Source organism: Kribbella sp. NPDC006257 (assembly GCF_040613535.1).
Lineage (GTDB): Bacteria > Actinomycetota > Actinomycetes > Propionibacteriales > Kribbellaceae > Kribbella.
The window spans coordinates 143,657-161,078 of the sequence record NZ_JBEXSJ010000004.1 but is presented as its reverse complement, the minus strand read 5'-3'; the positions used below and the strand labels follow the sequence as shown (position 1 = coordinate 161,078).

General features: G+C 67.4%; 16 protein-coding genes. 11 read left to right on the top strand and 5 right to left on the bottom strand.

What is annotated here, in order from left to right; all coding sequences use genetic code 11:
* Nucleotides 1-60: 60 nt before the first annotated feature.
* Nucleotides 61-993 (top strand): phosphotransferase, encoded by a 933-nt coding sequence (locus ABZ004_RS06870; RefSeq protein ID WP_355678816.1) that lies wholly within the window; start codon nt 61-63, stop codon nt 991-993.
* Here ABZ004_RS06870 and ABZ004_RS06865 read toward each other — a convergent pair.
* Nucleotides 978-2,432, bottom strand: coding sequence for an LCP family protein (locus tag ABZ004_RS06865; RefSeq protein WP_355678815.1), 1,455 nt, complete (start codon nt 2,430-2,432; stop codon nt 978-980). The two genes, ABZ004_RS06870 and ABZ004_RS06865, sit on opposite strands and share 16 nt — an antisense overlap.
* Before the next feature lie 394 nt (nt 2,433-2,826).
* On the opposite strand from ABZ004_RS06865, the gene ABZ004_RS06860 reads away from it, so the two are divergent.
* A complete protein-coding gene (locus tag ABZ004_RS06860; protein WP_355678814.1) occupies nt 2,827-3,726 on the top strand; it encodes a DUF3152 domain-containing protein in 900 nt (299 codons plus the stop codon).
* Nucleotides 3,727-3,811: 85 nt separating this feature from the next.
* Here ABZ004_RS06860 and ABZ004_RS06855 read toward each other — a convergent pair whose 3' ends face one another.
* Together ABZ004_RS06855 and ABZ004_RS06850 are read right to left on the bottom strand one after the other, a co-directional pair.
* On the bottom strand, nt 3,812-4,177 hold the full coding sequence (locus ABZ004_RS06855) for a VOC family protein (protein ID WP_355678813.1): 366 nt from the start codon (nt 4,175-4,177) through the stop codon (nt 3,812-3,814).
* A gap of 274 nt (nt 4,178-4,451) precedes the next feature.
* Nucleotides 4,452-5,030, bottom strand: a complete 579-nt coding sequence (locus tag ABZ004_RS06850; protein ID WP_355678812.1) for a MarR family transcriptional regulator — start codon at nt 5,028-5,030, stop codon at nt 4,452-4,454.
* 270 nt (nt 5,031-5,300) lie between these two features.
* Here ABZ004_RS06850 and ABZ004_RS06845 point away from each other — a divergent pair, with 270 nt between their 5' ends.
* The 4 genes from ABZ004_RS06845 to ABZ004_RS06830 all read left to right on the top strand — a co-directional run bounded on the left by ABZ004_RS06845 (nt 5,301) and on the right by ABZ004_RS06830 (nt 8,556).
* Nucleotides 5,301-5,531: a hypothetical protein gene (locus ABZ004_RS06845; protein WP_112245252.1), complete on the top strand. Its 231-nt coding sequence runs from the start codon at nt 5,301-5,303 to the stop codon at nt 5,529-5,531.
* A gap of 424 nt (nt 5,532-5,955) precedes the next feature.
* Complete coding sequence (locus ABZ004_RS06840) at nt 5,956-6,321, top strand: VOC family protein (RefSeq protein WP_355678811.1); 366 nt, start codon at nt 5,956-5,958, stop codon at nt 6,319-6,321.
* A gap of 10 nt (nt 6,322-6,331) precedes the next feature.
* Nucleotides 6,332-7,258 carry a GNAT family N-acetyltransferase gene (locus ABZ004_RS06835; RefSeq protein ID WP_355678810.1) on the top strand — a complete coding sequence of 309 codons (927 nt, stop codon included), beginning with the start codon at nt 6,332-6,334 and terminating at the stop codon, nt 7,256-7,258.
* Between the two features lie 119 nt (nt 7,259-7,377).
* On the top strand, nt 7,378-8,556 hold the full coding sequence (locus tag ABZ004_RS06830) for an epoxide hydrolase family protein (protein WP_355678809.1): 1,179 nt from the start codon (nt 7,378-7,380) through the stop codon (nt 8,554-8,556).
* Between the two features lie 3 nt (nt 8,557-8,559).
* Here the strand turns inward: ABZ004_RS06830 and ABZ004_RS06825 are convergent, their stop codons facing one another.
* Nucleotides 8,560-9,174 (bottom strand): M23 family metallopeptidase, encoded by a 615-nt coding sequence (locus ABZ004_RS06825; RefSeq protein ID WP_355678808.1) that lies wholly within the window; start codon nt 9,172-9,174, stop codon nt 8,560-8,562.
* 380 nt (nt 9,175-9,554) lie between these two features.
* Between ABZ004_RS06825 and ABZ004_RS06820 the strand changes: the two genes are divergently transcribed.
* Nucleotides 9,555-11,321 carry a histidinol-phosphatase gene (locus tag ABZ004_RS06820; RefSeq protein WP_355678807.1) on the top strand — a complete coding sequence of 589 codons (1,767 nt, stop codon included), beginning with the start codon at nt 9,555-9,557 and terminating at the stop codon, nt 11,319-11,321.
* The gene (locus tag ABZ004_RS06815) at nt 11,279-11,899 is read left to right on the top strand and encodes a hypothetical protein (RefSeq protein WP_355678806.1); all 621 of its coding nucleotides are present in this window, start codon (nt 11,279-11,281) and stop codon (nt 11,897-11,899) included. Before ABZ004_RS06820 ends, ABZ004_RS06815 begins: the two co-directional genes overlap by 43 nt.
* On the opposite strand, the gene ABZ004_RS06810 is transcribed toward ABZ004_RS06815, so the two are convergent.
* Nucleotides 11,893-14,142, bottom strand: a complete 2,250-nt coding sequence (locus tag ABZ004_RS06810; RefSeq protein WP_355678805.1) for an ATP-binding domain-containing protein — start codon at nt 14,140-14,142, stop codon at nt 11,893-11,895. The two genes, ABZ004_RS06815 and ABZ004_RS06810, sit on opposite strands and share 7 nt — an antisense overlap.
* 162 nt (nt 14,143-14,304) lie before the next feature.
* Between ABZ004_RS06810 and ABZ004_RS06805 the strand changes: the two genes are divergently transcribed.
* The 3 genes from ABZ004_RS06805 to ABZ004_RS06795 all read left to right on the top strand — a co-directional run bounded on the left by ABZ004_RS06805 (nt 14,305) and on the right by ABZ004_RS06795 (nt 17,419).
* Nucleotides 14,305-15,657, top strand: coding sequence for a M4 family metallopeptidase (locus ABZ004_RS06805; RefSeq protein ID WP_355678804.1), 1,353 nt, complete (start codon nt 14,305-14,307; stop codon nt 15,655-15,657).
* Nucleotides 15,658-15,746: 89 nt separating this feature from the next.
* Nucleotides 15,747-16,280 (top strand): NAD(P)H-dependent oxidoreductase, encoded by a 534-nt coding sequence (locus ABZ004_RS06800; protein ID WP_355678803.1) that lies wholly within the window; start codon nt 15,747-15,749, stop codon nt 16,278-16,280.
* 134 nt (nt 16,281-16,414) lie between these two features.
* Complete coding sequence (locus ABZ004_RS06795) at nt 16,415-17,419, top strand: LLM class flavin-dependent oxidoreductase (RefSeq protein ID WP_355678802.1); 1,005 nt, start codon at nt 16,415-16,417, stop codon at nt 17,417-17,419.
* The last annotated feature ends 3 nt before the right edge of the window (nt 17,420-17,422 follow it).

Genomic DNA, 17,422 nt, shown 5'->3' with positions numbered 1-17,422 from the left:
TCCCGGCGAGGCCCAGAAATCGATTGGCTGAGGTCCGCGGTTGCGGGGAGACTCACAGCCATGGCCGCCTCCGACGTATCCGACCTGGTCCGGCCCTGGAATCTGGGGACGCCGACTGAGGTGACCCGTCCGGACCGAGGTACGAACAATCTGGTCTGGCTGGTTCAGGTAGCCGGCGACACCTTCGTCCTGCGGGTCCACCGCAACGCTGGACTTGAGCAGATCGCGCTCGAGCACGTGCTGCTCGCCGAACTCGGTCGGCGCGAGCTGTCGTTCGCAGTACCGGCACCGATTCCAGCTCACGACGGGCGCACCGTCGTACCGACGAACCTCGGCCCGGCGTCGCTCTACCGTCGCCTACCGGGTGACCATCCACCGCGGGACACGGCCGGGCTGATGCTGACCGGCCAGGCGCTCGGTGAGCTGGATGCGGCCCTGGCAGATGTCGATGCCGAGTTGGCGCCGATCGATTGGCGACGGGCGCTGAACGCCATCCACCCGGCGGTGCCCGACCTGGACGAGTTGGCGGCCGACCTGGACCGTGAACTCTCCTCCTCGGCGGAGACGACGTGGTTCGAGCGACAGGTCCGCGACATCGATGCACGGGTCCGGGAGTGGCGTACCAAGCTGCCGACACAGGTGATCCACTGCGACTTCGGGCCGTCCAACCTGCTGGTCGAGAACGGCACGGTGACCGGCGTACTGGACTTCGAGCTCGCGGGGCTCGACCTGCGCGCGTTCGATCTGGCGGCTGCTTTGGGGCAGTCGACCGACGAGCTCGCCACCGAGCAGGTCGAGGCGTTTCGCGCGGGCTACGACCGCTTCATCACCTTGTCCGCGGCCGAGGGGGCTGCGTTGCCGGATCTGGTGGCGCAACGCGCGCTCGGCTCAGTGATCTGGCGCGCCGGTCGCTGGCGGCAGGGGCTTTCGACCGTCGCTGAGGTTGCTGACCGGCTTACCTCGGCGTACCGGCTGGCTCATTGCGGGTTGTAGGCGCAGGAGCTTTCGAGGTCGCCGGGGTCCGGCTTCGCCGGCGGCTTGGGTTTGCCGGTGGGTTTGGTGGTGGTCTTGGCGACAGGCCTTGGGGCGAGCGCTTTGGCGACGATCTCGCGCATGGCTGCGTAGTTGGGGTTGCGGCCGTTGGGGAAGTTCTTCTTCTTGTCCAGGTCGATGTTGGTGATCTTGGCCGACTTCACACGTTCGCCAAGGCCGACTAGCTGGCCCAGCAGGTTCTGCGGGAGGTCGGTGCGGATCAGCTGCTTGCCCGCCTTCGCGATCGACTGGTAGTTGGCGAGCACGTTCTGCGGAGTGGCGCGCTCGACGAGAGCCTGGATGACACAGTGCTGACGGTCCTGCCGAGCCAGGTCCGAGCCCTGTACGTCGTACCGGCCTCTGGCGAACCAGAGTGCGTCATGGCCGTTCAGGTGCCGGTTCGGACCGGGCTGCAGATAGCCGGTCGGCAAGATGTCGTCCGCCTTGCCGGGGCCTCTGTAGTCGCCGCCGATCGGAACCTTGTAGTTGATGTTCACGGTGAGCCCGCCGAGTGCCTCGACCATCTGCTCGAACCCGGACAGGTTGATCTGCAGGTAGTAATGCAGCTTCAGCCCGAGCGCCTCGCCGACCGACACCTTCAGCACGTCGGCGCCCTGGTTGTCGGACGGCCCGAGAATGCCGTCGTGATCGCGCGGGACGTTCCGGTACATCGCGTCCAGGTAGAACTCGCTCTGCTCCTTGTCACCGAGCTTCGGGTTCCAGTAGCCGGTGGGATAGAGCTTGTGTAGCGGCGAGTCTTCGGGGAACGGCATCCGCATGAAGTTCCGGGTCAGCGAGATCAGCTTCGTGTCACCGGTCCTGGTGTCGATGCTGGCGACCATCACGGTGTCCGTCCGGGTGTCCTTGCGGCCCACCCCGTCGTCGGCACCGAGCAGCAGCAGGTTGAGCCGGGGGATCGAAGCCCACGGATCCTTCTTGTTCGCGATCGTCGGCCGGGTCGCGCTCTTGGAGTTCCCACCCGCGAACACATGCGTCACCAGGTCGCGCTGGGCGAGCAGGTTCTGCGCCCCCAACGCAGTCCCCGACGCGATCGTGCAACACACCAGCCCGATCACGAACGCCCCACCCAGCCGCGTCCCGACCCCCGATCCCAGCGGCCGCAACATCTTGTACGACGTGACGATGGTCGCCACCCAGAGCAGCGCGACGACCGCGAGCCCGCCGATCATCCACAACAGCAGATTCGGATCGACCGCCCACTTGATCACGTCATCCCGCCGCGCCACCCCGACGTACGCCGCAGCCCCCAGCAACGCGACGGTCATCCCCGTGACCAGGCTGCCGAGCTTCCTCCGCCCCGCCACCAAGTACGCCGTACCGGGAACCACAGCGCCCAGCACCGCGATCACCAGCGCCCCGAACGCAGACCGCTGCCTCACCGCCCTCCGGGCACCCCGTGGCTTAGCTCGTCTAGCCCTACTCGCGTTCGGGGACATAACTCCACTCACGTCCGGCAACAGAACCCTGGGCCCGTCCCCTGTATCGCGCCCATCCCTCAGACTCCTTGTCCCATCAGAAAGTTCGCCCCCGAATGCCACCAACTCTTTGTGGTGCTCGTGTCACGGAGGGCATTGGCGGCGGACGGCTGGCGACGACTTTGTGCCCCAGCTGGTCGTCTTCTCGCCGTGGAAACGGTCGGGTGGGGCACAGAGTGACTCGGAGCGGGTGTGAGGAGCTCGATGAGTGGGGATTGGGAGAAGGGTTTTGGGGTCGGGTGGCAAGTAGGGGGTGAGGACGTGCTCTTCCGAAGGGTGCGGGGTGAGGAGTTGTGGGATGCGTAGGACGAGGATCGCCGCGTTGGGGATCGTGGTCGCTGTCGCGGGGGTCGCGGTGTACGAGTTGCCGGCCAGCCCGTTCGATCGCAGGGAAGATCCCGCTCGCGTCGCCGCCGCGCACTCGTCGGTCGACCCGGACGACCCCACCGGCAAGGACAGCCCCGACGGCACCGACGCCGAACAGGACCCAGGCGCCAAAGACCCGGGCGCCAAAGACCCAGGCAAGACACCAGGCGACCAGGGGGCAGGTAAGACGCCTGGCGATCGGGCGTCGCGGTCGACGCCGGGCGACGGGGCATCGCAGATCACCTATCCGATGCGCGGTGCCGTGTCCTACTCGATCCTCCCCGGCGACCCGACCACGATCGGTACCGCGGGTCAGCTGATGAAGTTCCAGATCGGCATCGAAGGGGGCATCCGGGGCGTCGACGGCGCCGCGTTCGCCAAGTTCGTCCGTGATACCTACGCGGCCCCGAACGGCTGGACCTCAGCCGGTCAATGGCAATTCCGCCAGGTCGGTCCCGGTCAGGCGGCCGACTTCCAGCTCATGCTCGTCACCCCCGAGACCCGCGACATCCTCTGCGGTGGCGGCCCCGATCGCTACACCAGTTGCCGCATCGGCGACCGCGTCGTACTGAATGTGGCTCGCTGGGCGCACGGCGTACCGAACTACGGCGCCTCGCTGACGGCGTACCGGCAGTACATGGTCAACCACGAGACCGGTCACCGCCTCGGCAATCATCACGAGCTCTGCCCGGGGCCGGGGCAACCCGCGCCGGTCATGGAGCAGCAGACGCTCGGCCTGCACGGCTGCGTCGCCAACTCCTGGCCGTACCTCCACGGCACCCGCTACAAGGGCCGCCCCGGCCAGTACAACGACCCAATCCCCACCAATTAGCAGTAATGCGCGCGGCAATGGGGCCGACCAGTTCGTACTACGCGCGCAGTCGCGCGGCCAGGGCGTCGATCGCCGTACCTGTGAGTTACGCCTGGATGATCGACAGGATGTTGCCGGCCGGATCCTTGAACCAGGCGATCAGCGGGCCGCCGCCGCGGACGATCCCCAACTCGTCGTGCTTGTCGTTGTACCGCTCGAACACGACGCCCCGACCTGCGAGTTCCTTCGCGGCGGCCTCGATGTCGGGCACCGGGAAGTTCAGGATCGTGTACTCCGCGGGTGTGTGCTCCGGCTTCGGATAGACCAGGACCGGGATTCCGCCGGCGATCTGCAGCTGCAGCATCCCGTTCTCCTCGGTCACATCGAGCCCGAGCGTGCCGGCGTAGAACTCCTTCGCCGCGGCGATGTCGTCAACCGCGAACCCACTGAACGCCTTCGTCTCCTTGAACATCTCACCCTCCACCTCCGAAGCACCCCACCGGCGCCTCTCACCCAGTACGTCGACACCACCCGCGAGTCTTCGACACCCAACCCACCCAGACTTTCAAGACGCCCGCTGACGGGTTTATAGCGCGCCATCGGACGAACATCCGGCCAGCGGCGCCCGGCGAGGCGCTCCGGTGAGGAGGCGCTTCGGCGAGTGGCACCAGCCGAGCCGCGCTCCGGCGAGCCGCGCACCGCGGAGCCGCGCTTCGGCGGGCGATGTTCGGGGGAGCGGTGGGGGGTTAGTTGTGGAGGGCGGCGGTTTGGTTGGTGACGGCGGCGGTTACTGCGGCGGACTCGAGGCCGTCGGCGACGGTGTGCAGGAGGCGGGCCAGGTGGGCGGCGTCGGCGGGGCCGAGGATGCCGGTGATGACGTCGAGGACGCGGACCGTCAGGCCGTCGAGCTGGGACAGCCGCGCCTGACCGACACCGGTGACGGCGAGCTGCGGGGTGGTCCGGACCAGCCCGAGCGCGGCGAGCTCGGCGATCGCCAGCTCCGCCTCGCCCGGCGTCGTACCGACCTGCTCCGCGACAGCCTCCGCTGTGTCGCGCCCGTTGGAGATCGCACTCAGCACCAGCGCGGCCGGCATCTTCATCCCGACCGCGTCCTGCAGGCCGAGGATCAGCGGATGGGCGTGTCCGCGGACCCGCTCCACCGCGTCGAGCAGCCGGAGCGCGTCACCGACGTCGCCGATCAGCTGCTCGGTCTGGACAGTGGCGATCCCGGTGGCCGGCCCGACCCGGTCCGGGGCGATCCGGTCGGCCTGCGCGATCCGGTCAGGGAGGGCCAGTGCCTTGGTTCCAGCGTCTTCGATGGTCACGTCTTCCAGCCTACGGAGTCGTTCCGACAGCTCGGCGTGTCGTAGCTGAGGAAACGCTATGAATTGCCGGTGAATCGACATTCGAAAAGCCTTTCGAAGCAGAACGGAAAGACTTTCAGATTTTCTGGACAACTGCCCAAAAAACGTCCGTGACTTACCGTCCGCGTCGTCCGTTGGACTTTGCGTGACGGTGAACACACGGCTAACCGACACCGCGCTCGCCCGCGAATCCCGGCCGACCACCCCAAGAGACACCAGCCAGGAGGACCAGTGACAACCGCCACCGCCATCCAGACGTCTGAGCGCCGACGCGTACGAGTCTGGTTCGGTGAGCACGTGATCGCCGACTACAACGCCGAGCCGGCGTTGGCCGAGCGGTACGCCCACGCCATGAGCCGTCGCTTCGCCGGACTGCGGGTCACCAACGACCCGATGCCGGCCGTGGACCGTCTCCCCGATCCCTTGCCCGGCGAGCGCATGTGGGACGTAGCCCCCCGATAGAATCACAGTGTCCTGAGCCGGAAGTTGCTGCTTCAGCTCCGGCGCCCAGGCACGCACCTCACGGCACTGGCGAAGCATCCACGATGCTCCGCATCGAGGACGCTCCTCCAGCACCGCGATGCACGCACCTGAACACCGGAGCTGAAGCAGCAACTTCCGACTCAGGACACTAGATCGGCGGCAAGCGAGCGTGGGCGCTCTGCCCCTCGCTTGCCGCCCTCAATCCCCTCAACCCCTGCCCCCTCGATCGACGTCCGCACCCCTTCCAGCATGACGCGGTGCGGACGTTTCTTCTGCCCGTACTACGGGCGCCGGGCGGCCTCACCTGCTGCAGGCGCCGCGGCGCTTCGTAGTACGGGGTGTCGAGCCGCGGACATCGGCTCCGACGTCAGCAGAAAGTCCGACTGACTGAGGAGACCGAACGATGGACAAGCCGGTTCTGAACAGCATGTTGCTCGGCAGCACCGATCCTGAGCGGCTGAAGAAGTGGTACCTCGATGGATTTCACGCCGAGGTCGACGGCTACGGCAACCTGAACCTCGGCGGTTTCGGCATGGTCGTCGAATACCGGGACGACGTCGAGACCCGCACCCTCGAGCCCGGCCGCGTAGTACTGAACTTCGCCGTCGAGGACATCGAAGCCGCCGCCGCCCACCTCCGCACCCTCGACGTCACCTGGCTGGTCGAACCCGAGGACCGCGGCAATGGCTGGTTCGCCACCTTGATCGACCCCGACGGCAACTATGTCCAGCTGATCCAGATGAAGCCTGAGTACTACGCCAACCTCTAACCTGTCGGCCATGGTGACCTGGCCGGCAGGACTAAGCATCAAGCCGTTGATGCAGGCGGAGGTGGACCAAGCCGTCGCCTGCCTCAATGCGATCGCGACCGCCGACAACAGCGGCGAGTACGTCACCCGCGCGGACGTCGAAGACTCCTTGGCCTCGTCCGAGCACGCCCTCGGCGTCTGGCGCGAAGACCAACTCGTCGCCTACGCCATGGTCATGCACCCCGACGACGACAGCGATCTCGCGATCGTCAATCAGAAGGGCGGCGTCCACCCGGATCACCGTCGCCATGGCATCGGCGGTCCGCTCCTCGACTGGATCAACAACCGGCCGGCCCCAGCGATCGAGACCGAGATCCAGGCATCCAACCACGGCGCCCTCGTCCTCTTCCGAAGCCGCGGCTACCAGCCGATCCGGTACTTCAGCGTCATGCAACGCCCGTACGACGCCACCCCGATCCCCGCCGGCCCCGTCCCACCCGGCTTCGACCTGATCCCCTTCGACCCGGCGTACGACGAATCGCTCCGGCTGGCGCACAACGAGATCTTCCAGGATCACTGGCGATCGCACCCGAAGAGCAAGGCCGACTGGCAGAAGTGGTTCACCGGGCGAAGCGTGTTCCGGCCCGGCCTGTCGTACCTGGTGCTCGACGGCGACCGGATCGCGGCGTACACGCTGGCCTACGAATTCGACGTGGACACCGAGCAGACCGGCGTACGGGAGCTTTGGGCCGGCCAGGTCGGCACCCGACGGGAGTATCGCGGTCGAGGGCTGGCGCGAGCGGCACTGACCGCAGTACTCCGTGCTGGTGCCGCGGCCGGCTTCGACCGCTCCGGCCTCGGCGTCGACGCGGACAGCCCGACCAGCGCCTTCCGCCTCTACGAAAACCTCGGCTACCGCAACATCACCAGCAAGATCCTCCACCAACGGATCCAGTAACCCCCGATGTCGTCGAGGAAGCCTCGACCAGACCACCTGTGGATAACCTCGCCGCTCGCCCGGTCCAAACGGATAAACTCAACAAGGAAGAACAGGGGCGGCGCACTAGGGTCGCAGCCATGGACGAGTTCCGGATCGAGATCCCGCAACCCGACATCGAAGACCTGCGCGATCGCCTACGCCGCATCCGCTGGCCCCGGTCGCTTCCCGATGCGAGCTGGGATCGCGGGGTGCCGGTCGAGTATCTGCGCTCGGTGGTGGACCGCTGGTTGGAGTACGACTGGCGCGAGTGGGAGGCGCGCCTGAACGCGTACCCGCAGTACCTGACCCGCATCGACGACCAGCCGATCCACTTCCTGCATGCCCGCTCGCCCGAGCCGGATGCGCTGCCGTTGATCCTCACCCACGGCTGGCCCGGCTCGATCGCGGAGTTCCTCGAGATCCTCGGTCCGCTCACCGATCCGCGGTCGTACGGCGCGGGCCCTGCCGACGCGTTCCATGTCGTCGCACCCTCGGTTCCGGGACACGGCTTCTCGGTCCCGCTCGAACAGCCGGGCTGGAACCACGAACGGATCGCCAGAGCATGGGCGGTGCTGATGAGCCGGCTCGGCTATCGCCGGTACGGCGCGCAGGGCGGCGACACCGGATCGGTGGTGTCACCGTTGCTGGGGCGGATCGATCCGGAGCACGTCATCGGCGTACACATCAACGGTGGTCTCGCGTTTCCGAATGCGCGACCGGGTGATCTCGACGACCTGGAGCCGCGGGATCAGGCGAAACTCCAAGCGGCCGAGCGCGTACGCCGTACCGGAACCGGCTACGCCGAACTGCAGTCCACCAAGCCGCAGACCGTCTCGTTCGCCTTGAGCGATTCGCCGGTCGGCCAGCTCGCCTGGATCCTCGAGAAGTTCCACGACTGGACCGACCCGGCGCACAGCTTGCCGGAAGATTCCGTTGCCCTAGGCCACCTTCTGACGGATGTCTCCATCTACTGGTTCACCAACACCAGCGCGACCAGCGCCAACCTCTACTACGAGAACCGGGTGGTTGCCGACAGCGCGGCCTCCGCGTCGTCGACGCCAACCTGGCCGCACTCGCCTGACCCGACGACCTTGCGGTCAGCGGTTCCCACTGGTGTGGCGGTGTTCCCGACCGATCCGGCGATCCGGCACATCCTCGATCGTGAGCACATGATCACCCAGTGGACGGAGTACGACCGTGGTGGTCACTTCGCCGCGCTGGAGGCTCCTGATCTGTTGATCGACGACATCCGGGCGTTCTTCCGCACGGTTCGGTAGACGTCAGCAGTAGGAACGGCAGCCGCGGTCGACGCCGTACGCACGCTCGGCCCGGGCGACCACGGTCGCCGGTGAGGCCGATTTGCCTTGCTGCCAAGCGGTCAGGAAGGGCTGTGGTGCCACGGCTCCACGGCGAATCCACCACTTGCCAGGCGAAGTCGGCCAGCTGATGCCGAAGTGGAGATGTGCTGGGGTGAAGCGGGCACTCCCTGTCTTGCCGGTCAGTCCGAGAATCTGGCCAGCTCGAACCTGCCGCCCGGGTTCGATCCCCGCGGCGATCGCGGACAGGTGCGACCCGTAGTACCGGACGCCGTCGACGCCGACCACGGAGACGGACAGTCCACCTCGGTCGCGCCCGACGTTCGTCTTCGGATTCCAGGGGTCTACCCGGGTCACCTCGTCCACCCGACCATCCACTGGTGAGACGAACTGGCAGCCGACCTTGGTGAAGATGTCCGAGGCGGGATAGTCGTGGTGACTCTGCGACGCCGATGCGTGACAGCCGCCCACTGGGAACACATACCTGGTCGTCGCCCCAGCCAACCGCTCCGGCTGCGTCGACTCGCTCCGGCCCGGCACCGGCGTACCCACCGGAGTACCGGCCTTCGTCGGAGACACCGGAGTCCCTGCTCTCGTGGGAGCGCTTGGTGCCCTGACGCTGCCAGGCGCCTCCGGCGTCGCGGTGGAACCGGCGACCGGTCCTGGTGGGCTCGCATTGTCCGCTGCCCCACAGGCCGACAAACCCAGACTCAGTCCAACGGCAGCCGCCAGCACCGCCGTCCTGCCGGACCGACGCCACATAGCTGGCTCCCTTCGCCTGAGTGCGGTCAGCTTACGCACTAGGTGGCTGAGCCGAGAATGTGCGGACAAATGCGACACCGTCGCAGAACAAGGGAATTCGGGCGATCTGCGGCTTGAGCGGTTCACCTGGACAACACCTGGAAGTCATCGGGAAAGGCGATGATCCCGCCGGATTCCGCCAGGCGAGAGGAAATACGATGGGACACTCCCACGACGGTCACACCCACGATCACGGACACGGTCACGGGCATGGCCACGGGCACGGTCATGGGCACGACCATGACCACCACCACCCGAACACCGAGCTGGACGCCTCGACGACGGCCGCGCTGGACGAGTCGATCCCGGACAGCGAGCTCTCGCCGACCGAAGTCTCCCGTCGTACGCTGCTCCGTTCGGCCGGCATCCTCGGCGGTACTGCCGCTCTCGCCGTCGGCGGCGCGGGGCTGGCAGCTGCCGCACCGAAGGCTGACTCGTCCCTCTTCAAGCAGGGCAACAAGCCGCGGGTCTGGCTGTCCGGTGACCACCACATTCACACCCAGCTCAGCTCCGACGGCCTGTACCGGGTGATCGACCAGGCCCGGCACGCGGCCGCGTTCGGCCTCGATTGGCTGGTCATCACCGACCACGGTGGCGCCACGCACGCCCGGATCGGCGTCGACCTGGTCAACCCGCAGATCAAGTCGGCCCGCTCCGAGCTGAAGGACACCCTGATCTTCCAGGGGCTGGAGTGGAACATCCCGGCTGCCGAGCACGGCACCGTCTTCGTCGCTCCGGGGTCGCGTGAGGTCGAAGTACTGAAGCAGTTCGAGAACAGCTACGACGGCAGCGTGAACAACGCGGGCTCCAACAGCCCCGCCAATGAGCAGCTCGCGCTGGACGGGATCCACTGGCTCGGTCAGCAGGTGGACCGCCGGCGCGTCCAGGACGCGCTGTTCCTGGCGAACCACCCCGCCCGCAACGGGGTCGACAGCCCGCACGAGATCCGCAACTGGCGCGACGCCGACCCGCGGATCGCGATCGGCTTCGAGGGCGCCCCCGGTCACCAGGCCGGTGGTCTGCCGAAGGGCATCGGTGCCGGCGGTGCGCGCGGCCTGTACGGCAACGCGCCGAACGCGAACTCGTTTCCCGGCTACCCGGCCGAGAGCTACCGCACCTGGGGCGGCTTCGACTGGATGACGTCGACGGTCGGCGGTCTGTGGGACAGCCTGCTCGCCGAGGGCAAGCCGTGGTGGGTCAGCGCCAACTCCGACTCGCACCAGAACTGGAACGAGACCGCGCGTCGCCCCGACGGTTCGGACCAGGCGCAGTTCGACCGCGACGGCCGCTACATGGACCCGGTCTACGGGAACACGGTCATGTCGCTCAACAACGACTTCTGGCCGGGCTTCTACAGCCGTACGCACGTCGGTGCCGAGCGTCGCGACTACCTGTCGGTGATGGAAGGCATGCGCAGCGGCCGGATGTGGGTCGACCATGGCATGCTCGCCAAGGGCGTCGAGGTGGAGGTCCGCGAGGTTGGCCGCAAGCACGGCGAGCCGCTCGGTGGTGCGCTCCTCGTACGCCGTGGTCGCGCGGTCGAGTTGGTCGTCCGGATCACCGCCCAGACGATGCCGAACTGGGCCAACTTCGTGCCGTCGCTCAACCGGGTCGACGTGATCCGCGGTGCGGTGAAGGGCGCGGTCAGCGACCGGGACACCTTCGTGGCGCCCGACACCAAGGTCGTCCGGCAGTGGGACACCTCCGGCAAGCGCGGCACTTTCGAACTGGTCCTGCCGCTGGGTGATGCGGAGGAGGCGTACTACGTGCGTGTCCGGGGCACCGACGGCAACCGCAGCCAGCCGGGTTACCTCGGCGCGGCGATCGACCCGCAAGGCCCCGCGCTCGACGTCATCGGCGACGCGGACCCGTGGACGGACCTGTGGTTCTACACGAACCCGATCTGGGTCCTGCCGACCAAGTGATCATCGCCGTCGACGCCAACAGCCGCGACACCACCGAAGCCGAGCACCTCCTCCATGAGCTGCTCGGCCCGGAGGCCGCGGATGTGGTTGCCTGCACCCACGTAGTCACAGGCGAGCGTCCTCATATTGCCGTATCTGTTGTCAGCACTACTGATGCAGTAGGAGAGCTCGCTGACCGTACTCGGGCCTGGTCTGCAGAAGGATCTATCGGTTCGGCGATCACCTGGCCGGGTGCTTCTGGACCGGAGTTGTCGGGGCCTAGCGCATTGGTTCGCGGCGCGTATCTCGCGGCGATCGAGAGTGCGTTGGGGAGTACCGGGCGGCTGGTTCGGTTTCCGGGTTCCGAGCAGGCAAGGGGTGTGATGACGGCGTTGGAGCTTCGGGAGCGGTGTGGGATCGATCAGGTGGAGGCGCTCGGCGGGCAGGCTGTTGAGGACAACAGCCTGGTCGACACCCGCGACTTCATCCGGCCGGTACGGCGTGACGGCAAGGTGGTTCTGCTGGTGCAGCCGGCCGCGGGCGGGGTACTGATTCCGTTCGAGGTCGAGCACCAGCAGAAATGCTGCGCCGATCACTGACCCCGGGCATCCCAGCCACCTGCGTCACGGAGTACCGGCGGAAGTTCGCCGACGACGCCGAGACGCTGTGTACAGCGGGTCAGAGCGACATAGAGGTCGCGCAGGCCACGCGGGGACTCGAGCAGAATGCCGTCCGGGTCGACCACCAGGACGGAGTCGAACTCGAGTCCCTTCGCACCGGCCACCGTCAGCACGGTGATGTCGGGATGCTCGCCGATCGCCTCCTGGACGAGTTCGAGCCGCGACCGCGAGGTGATCACCCCGACCTGTCCGTGCGCGACCTCCTCGCGCGCGACCTTCCCGACGTACTGCGCCTGATCGGTCGCGCCAACCTCTTCGTACCAAGGCCGTACGCCGGTCGACCGCACCGACTCGGGTGCCTTTGCGTTCGGATCGACCTCGGTCAGCACGTGGGCCGCGAGGTCCATCACCTCGGCAGGCGTCCGATAGTTGACCGTCAGCTCCGCCAGCCGCCAGCGATCTCCGAACGTCGGCGCAAGTGCCCGCTGCCAACTCGTCCCGCCACCCGCCGCACCGGTCTGGGCGACATCGCCGACCAGCGTCATCGATCGCAATGGGCAACGTCGGCCGATCGCTCGCCACGCCATCGGCGACAACTCTTGCGCTTCGTCGACGATCACGTGTCCGTAGGTCCAGCGGCGATCGGAGCCGGCTCGTTCGGCGAGCGTGCGGTCGTCGTCCGCCTCGTACCGCTCGGCGAACGCCTCCGCGTCGAGAATGTCCTTCGCAGTAAGGACTTCCGCCTCGTCCTCATCGTCGAAGTCGGTGGATGCCGAGCCGCTCAGAACGTCCAAAGACCCTTGTGCATAAGCGATTGCGCGAGCCCGCTCGGCCTTGCGGCGGGCGAGATCCTTGTCGTCCTCGCCGAGCAGTTCGGCCGCTTCGTCGAGCAGCGGCACGTCGGCCGGGCTCCAGTCGTCGCCGTACCGGAGCAGGTGTTCACGGTCGAGTTCGGTGAGCTGCGGTGCTGCCGACGCGAGCCGTTCCTCGCTGCCGAACAGATCGACCAGGAGGTCCTGCGGGCTGAGCATCGGCCAGAGCAGGTCGAGCAGTTTGCGGATCGCCGGTTCGGCGAGGACCTCTTTACGCAGCTCGGCCAGGTCGTACTCGTCGAGCAGGTTCTCGCCGTCGAGCGGATCGGTGCCGATGATGTCGGCGTACTGGTTGGTGAGATGGTCGACGACTTCCTTCAGGAAGAACGGCCGCGCTTGGTTGTGGGTCGTCTGGCGAGCCCTCGCGCTGCCTCGGGCATCCTGGACGACGGCGGGATCAAGCCGCAGTACGGTCCGGTCGACAGTCACCTCGATCGGCTCGGCCGGCACCCATTGGCGATCCGCGACCGCCTTCCGGATCACCTCGGCCATCACCGCCCGGCCCTTCACCTCGGCGACCTCCGCGGGCTCCGGCCGGGTCGCGACCAGACCCGGGTACAGCTCGGCCAGGGTGACGAGCCGGACGCCGTCCTCGCCGAGTGACGGGAGCACCTGGCCGATGAACTTCAGGAACGTCGGATTCGGTCCGACGACGAGAATTCCGCGCTTTTCCAGCTGATCACGATGGGTGTACAGCAAATAGGCCGCCCGGTGCAGCGCGATCGCGGTCTTGCCGGTGCCCGGACCGCCTTGGACGACGAGGATTCCGGCCAGGTCCGACCGGATGATCCGGTCCTGGTCGGCCTGGATCGTCCGCACGATCGACTCCATCGTGCCGGTACGCCGTGCGTTCAGCGCGCCCAGCAGGATCTCCTCACCGACCACGCCCCGACCCGGTTGCGATGCGCCGGCAGCGGTGCGGGAGTAGTCGAGCTGCTCGTCCTGAACGTCGACGACCTTGCGGAGCCGGGTCTGGATGTGCCGGCGCCGGACCATACCGTGGTTCTCGATCGCGGTGGCGATGTAGAACGGCCTCGCCGCAGGCGCGCGCCAGTCGGTGAGCAGCGGTTCGTACTCCTCGTCGTGCAGGCTGAGCCGGCCGATGTGCAGCACCTCGCCGTCGGCGTCGTCGAGCCGGCCGAAGCAGAGACCCTCCTCGGCCGCGTTCAGTCTGGACAGCCTGGCGTTGAGGTCACGGACGCGGCCGTCGCGCTGGTGCAGGGCCTGCCGGTTGCGGGTCCCGGCGACCTGCTCGTCCGCCCGGCGGCGCTCGGTCAACGCCCGCTCGTGGTCGAGCGTGACGTAGAAAGCCGTCAGGTGAACCTGTTCATCATCGACCGGATTCAGCAATTCCTGCCCCTTGTGATAAAATGCGGGCGCCTGTTAACCACACTGTGCCGCGTAGGTTCCCAGAGTCGAATTCGGTGAATTCTCTGGTGGCAGCCACAAATACCGAAGTTTAACGCATTTCGCCCTTTGCGCGGCAGTCCGAAAAGGGCACCATCTGTTGGCATGACGGTCCATCACATCATCCCGCCGTACCTGCTCGAACACCTCGAGCGGACCGCGCCGGACCCCACCCTGCGGGCTCGCTACCGCCAGTCCCTGCAGCACGACGCTACGTTCCGAACCAGGCCGGCAACCGACGCAGCTGCTGCGGAAATCGCAGGTGGTTTGCATCGCTCGGTGCACGATGCTCAGCACGAGACGTCGTTGCCGGGGACATTGGTTCGCGCCGAGGGTGCAGAGGCCGTGGAAGATGCCGCGGTCAACGAGGCGTACGACGGGACCGGCGCGACCTGGACCATGTACAAGGAGTGCTTCGACCGTGACTCGATCGACGGCGCCGGGCTGCCGCTGATCTCGACGGTGCACTACGACCGCGACTATGCGAACGCCTTCTGGGACGGCAGCCAGATGGTCTTCGGCGACGGTGATGGTGAGATCTTCGGCGGCTTCACCGGATCGGTCGACGTCACCGGGCACGAGTTGACGCACGGCGTCACGCAGTACACGGCGAACCTTGCCTATGAAGGGCAGTCGGGCGCGCTCAACGAGTCGATCTCGGACGTGTTCGGCTCGCTGGCCAAACAGCATCACCTCGGTCAGACGGCGGCCGACGCGGACTGGCTGATCGGCGCGGGCATCTTCCGCCCCGGCGTACAAGGTGTTGCGCTGCGCTCGATGGCAGCACCTGGTACGGCGTACGACGACCCGCGGTTGGGCAAGGACCCGCAGCCGGCGCACATGTCGGACTACGTGGAGACGACTGAGGACAACGGCGGCGTCCACATCAACTCGGGCATCCCAAACCGCGCGTTCTACCTGGTCGCGACAGCACTCGGCGGCAACGCCTGGTCCGAAGCCGGCCGCATCTGGTACGCCACCCTCACCTCCGGCGACCTCCCGGAAACCGTCGACTTCACCACCTTCGCCACGGCCACCCAAGCCGCCGCCACCACCCTCTACGGCCCCAACTCCCCCCAACAAACCGCCGTAACCACCGCCTGGCAACAAGTAGGCGTCCTAACCCAGCCCACCGACCCCTCCACCAACCAGCCCACCGACGAGCCCCCTGCTGATCAGTCGCCGACCGATCAGCCCCCAGCTGATCAGTCGCCCACCGACCAGCCCGCTGGCGAGCCCCCCACCGACCAACCACCGGCCGAGCCGTCGACTGATCAACCACCCGCGGCGCCGTCCTCGGGCAACCCGACCTCGGACGACTCGACGCCTGATGATGCTGTCTCGGATGAGGCGCTTGCGGCGGAGTCGGCTGAGCTGATGCGGGCAGCCAATGCGCTCGACACCAGTACGCCGCCCGCCCCGCCAGCGCCACCTGCCGCGTCGCCGTCCACCGACTGACGGGTGTACGGCGCCGAACCGCCGCATCCCCTCGGCTGATTGAAGGTGTGGTTGACCTCAAGTGTGGTTGAGGTCGTAGCGTCCGGCGGGTGAGTGTTCACCCGTTGGTCGTCGCCGTGCTGGTGCGGTCGATGGAGCCCGGGCGGTTCGGGACGGTCGCCACCGCGTGGTTCGCGCGGCAAGTGGAGCAGCGGGACGACTTCAAGCTCGACCTGATCGACCTCGCACTCACAGAACCCGAGTCGCTGAGCACCCGGATCGACGCTGCCGACGCCGTGGTGATCGTCTGCCCGGAGTACAACCATTCCTACCCGGGCGAACTGAAGATCGCGATCGACTCCGTCCGGCGACCCTGGTACGCGAAACCGGTCGCCTTCATCGTGTACGGCGGGCGCTCAGGCGGACTCCGCGCCGCCGAGCAGCTCCGACTCGTTTTCGCCGAACTCCACGCGGTCCCGATCCGCGAAACCCTCAGCTTCCACCAGGTCCCCACCTGCTTCACCCCCGAAGGCGAACCAGTCGAACCCGGCACCACCCAAGCAGCAACAACCCTCCTCAACCACCTCGCCTGGTGGTCCCGAGCCCTCCGAGACGCCCGCACCACCACCCCCTACCCGGCCTAACCACCCAGCTTCCACCACCACCTCGTAGTACGGGCAATGCCGCCTGACGACCCACGCCTGCCGTCACCTCGTGGTGCTGGAAAGGAATAGGGGGTGGGGGAGGTGGGTTGGGTTTGGGAGTGAGCCTTGAAGCGATGCCGTTGTCTGTGCTTGATCTTTCGCCGGTGCCGACCGGGACGCGACCGTCCCAGGCGCTGCACGAGACCTTGGAGCTCGCCCGTACGGCGGAAGCGGCCGGGTATCACCGGTACTGGCTTGCCGAGCACCACAACATCCCGAGCGTGGTCAGTTCCAGCCCCGAGATCATGATCGCGGCCGTCGCCGCGGCGACCTCGACCATCCGCGTCGGCTCCGGCGGCATCATGCTGCCGAACCACCCCCCGCTCAAGGTCGCCGAATGGTTCCGCGTCCTCGGCGGCCTCTACCCCGACCGGATCGACCTCGGCCTCGGGCGCGCGCCCGGCACCGATCAGCGCACCGCGCTCGCGCTCCGCCGCAGCCGGGAAGCGCTCGGCGCCGACGACTTCACCGAGCAGTACGCCGAACTTCGCGCGTACGCCGAGGGTTTCCCCGCCGATCACCCGTTCGCGCCGATCTCCGCGCAGCCGGACGACGTCCCGTTGCCGCCGGTCTGGATCCTCGGCTCGAGCACATACGGCGGGCAGGCGGCCGCGGTCCTCGGCACCGGGTTCGCGTACGCCGGGCACTTCGGCACGCTCGACCCGGCCGACGTGATCGGGACCTACAAGAAGTTGTTCCAGCCCTCCGCCGAGCAGGCCGAGCCGAACGCGATCCTCGCCCTTGCCGCGATCGTCGCCGAGACCGAGGAACGCGCCCAGGAACTCGCCCTCGCGAACGCGCTCTCGATGCTCCGCCTCCGCTCCGGCCGACCTGGCCCGCTCCCGTCCGCCGAGGAAGCCGCGGCGTACCCGTGGTCCGAAGGCGAACGCGCCGCCGTCGAGGAATGGACCGGCCTCGTCTCGGTCGGCACCCCCGACCAGGTCGCCGCCGACCTCAGCCGCCGCGCGAACGCAGCCGGCGCCGACGAACTCATCATCACCACCTCGATCCACGACCCCGCCGAACGCCGCCACTCCTACACACTTCTGGCCAGCGCGTGGGGACTCAAGCCCCGCTAGTTT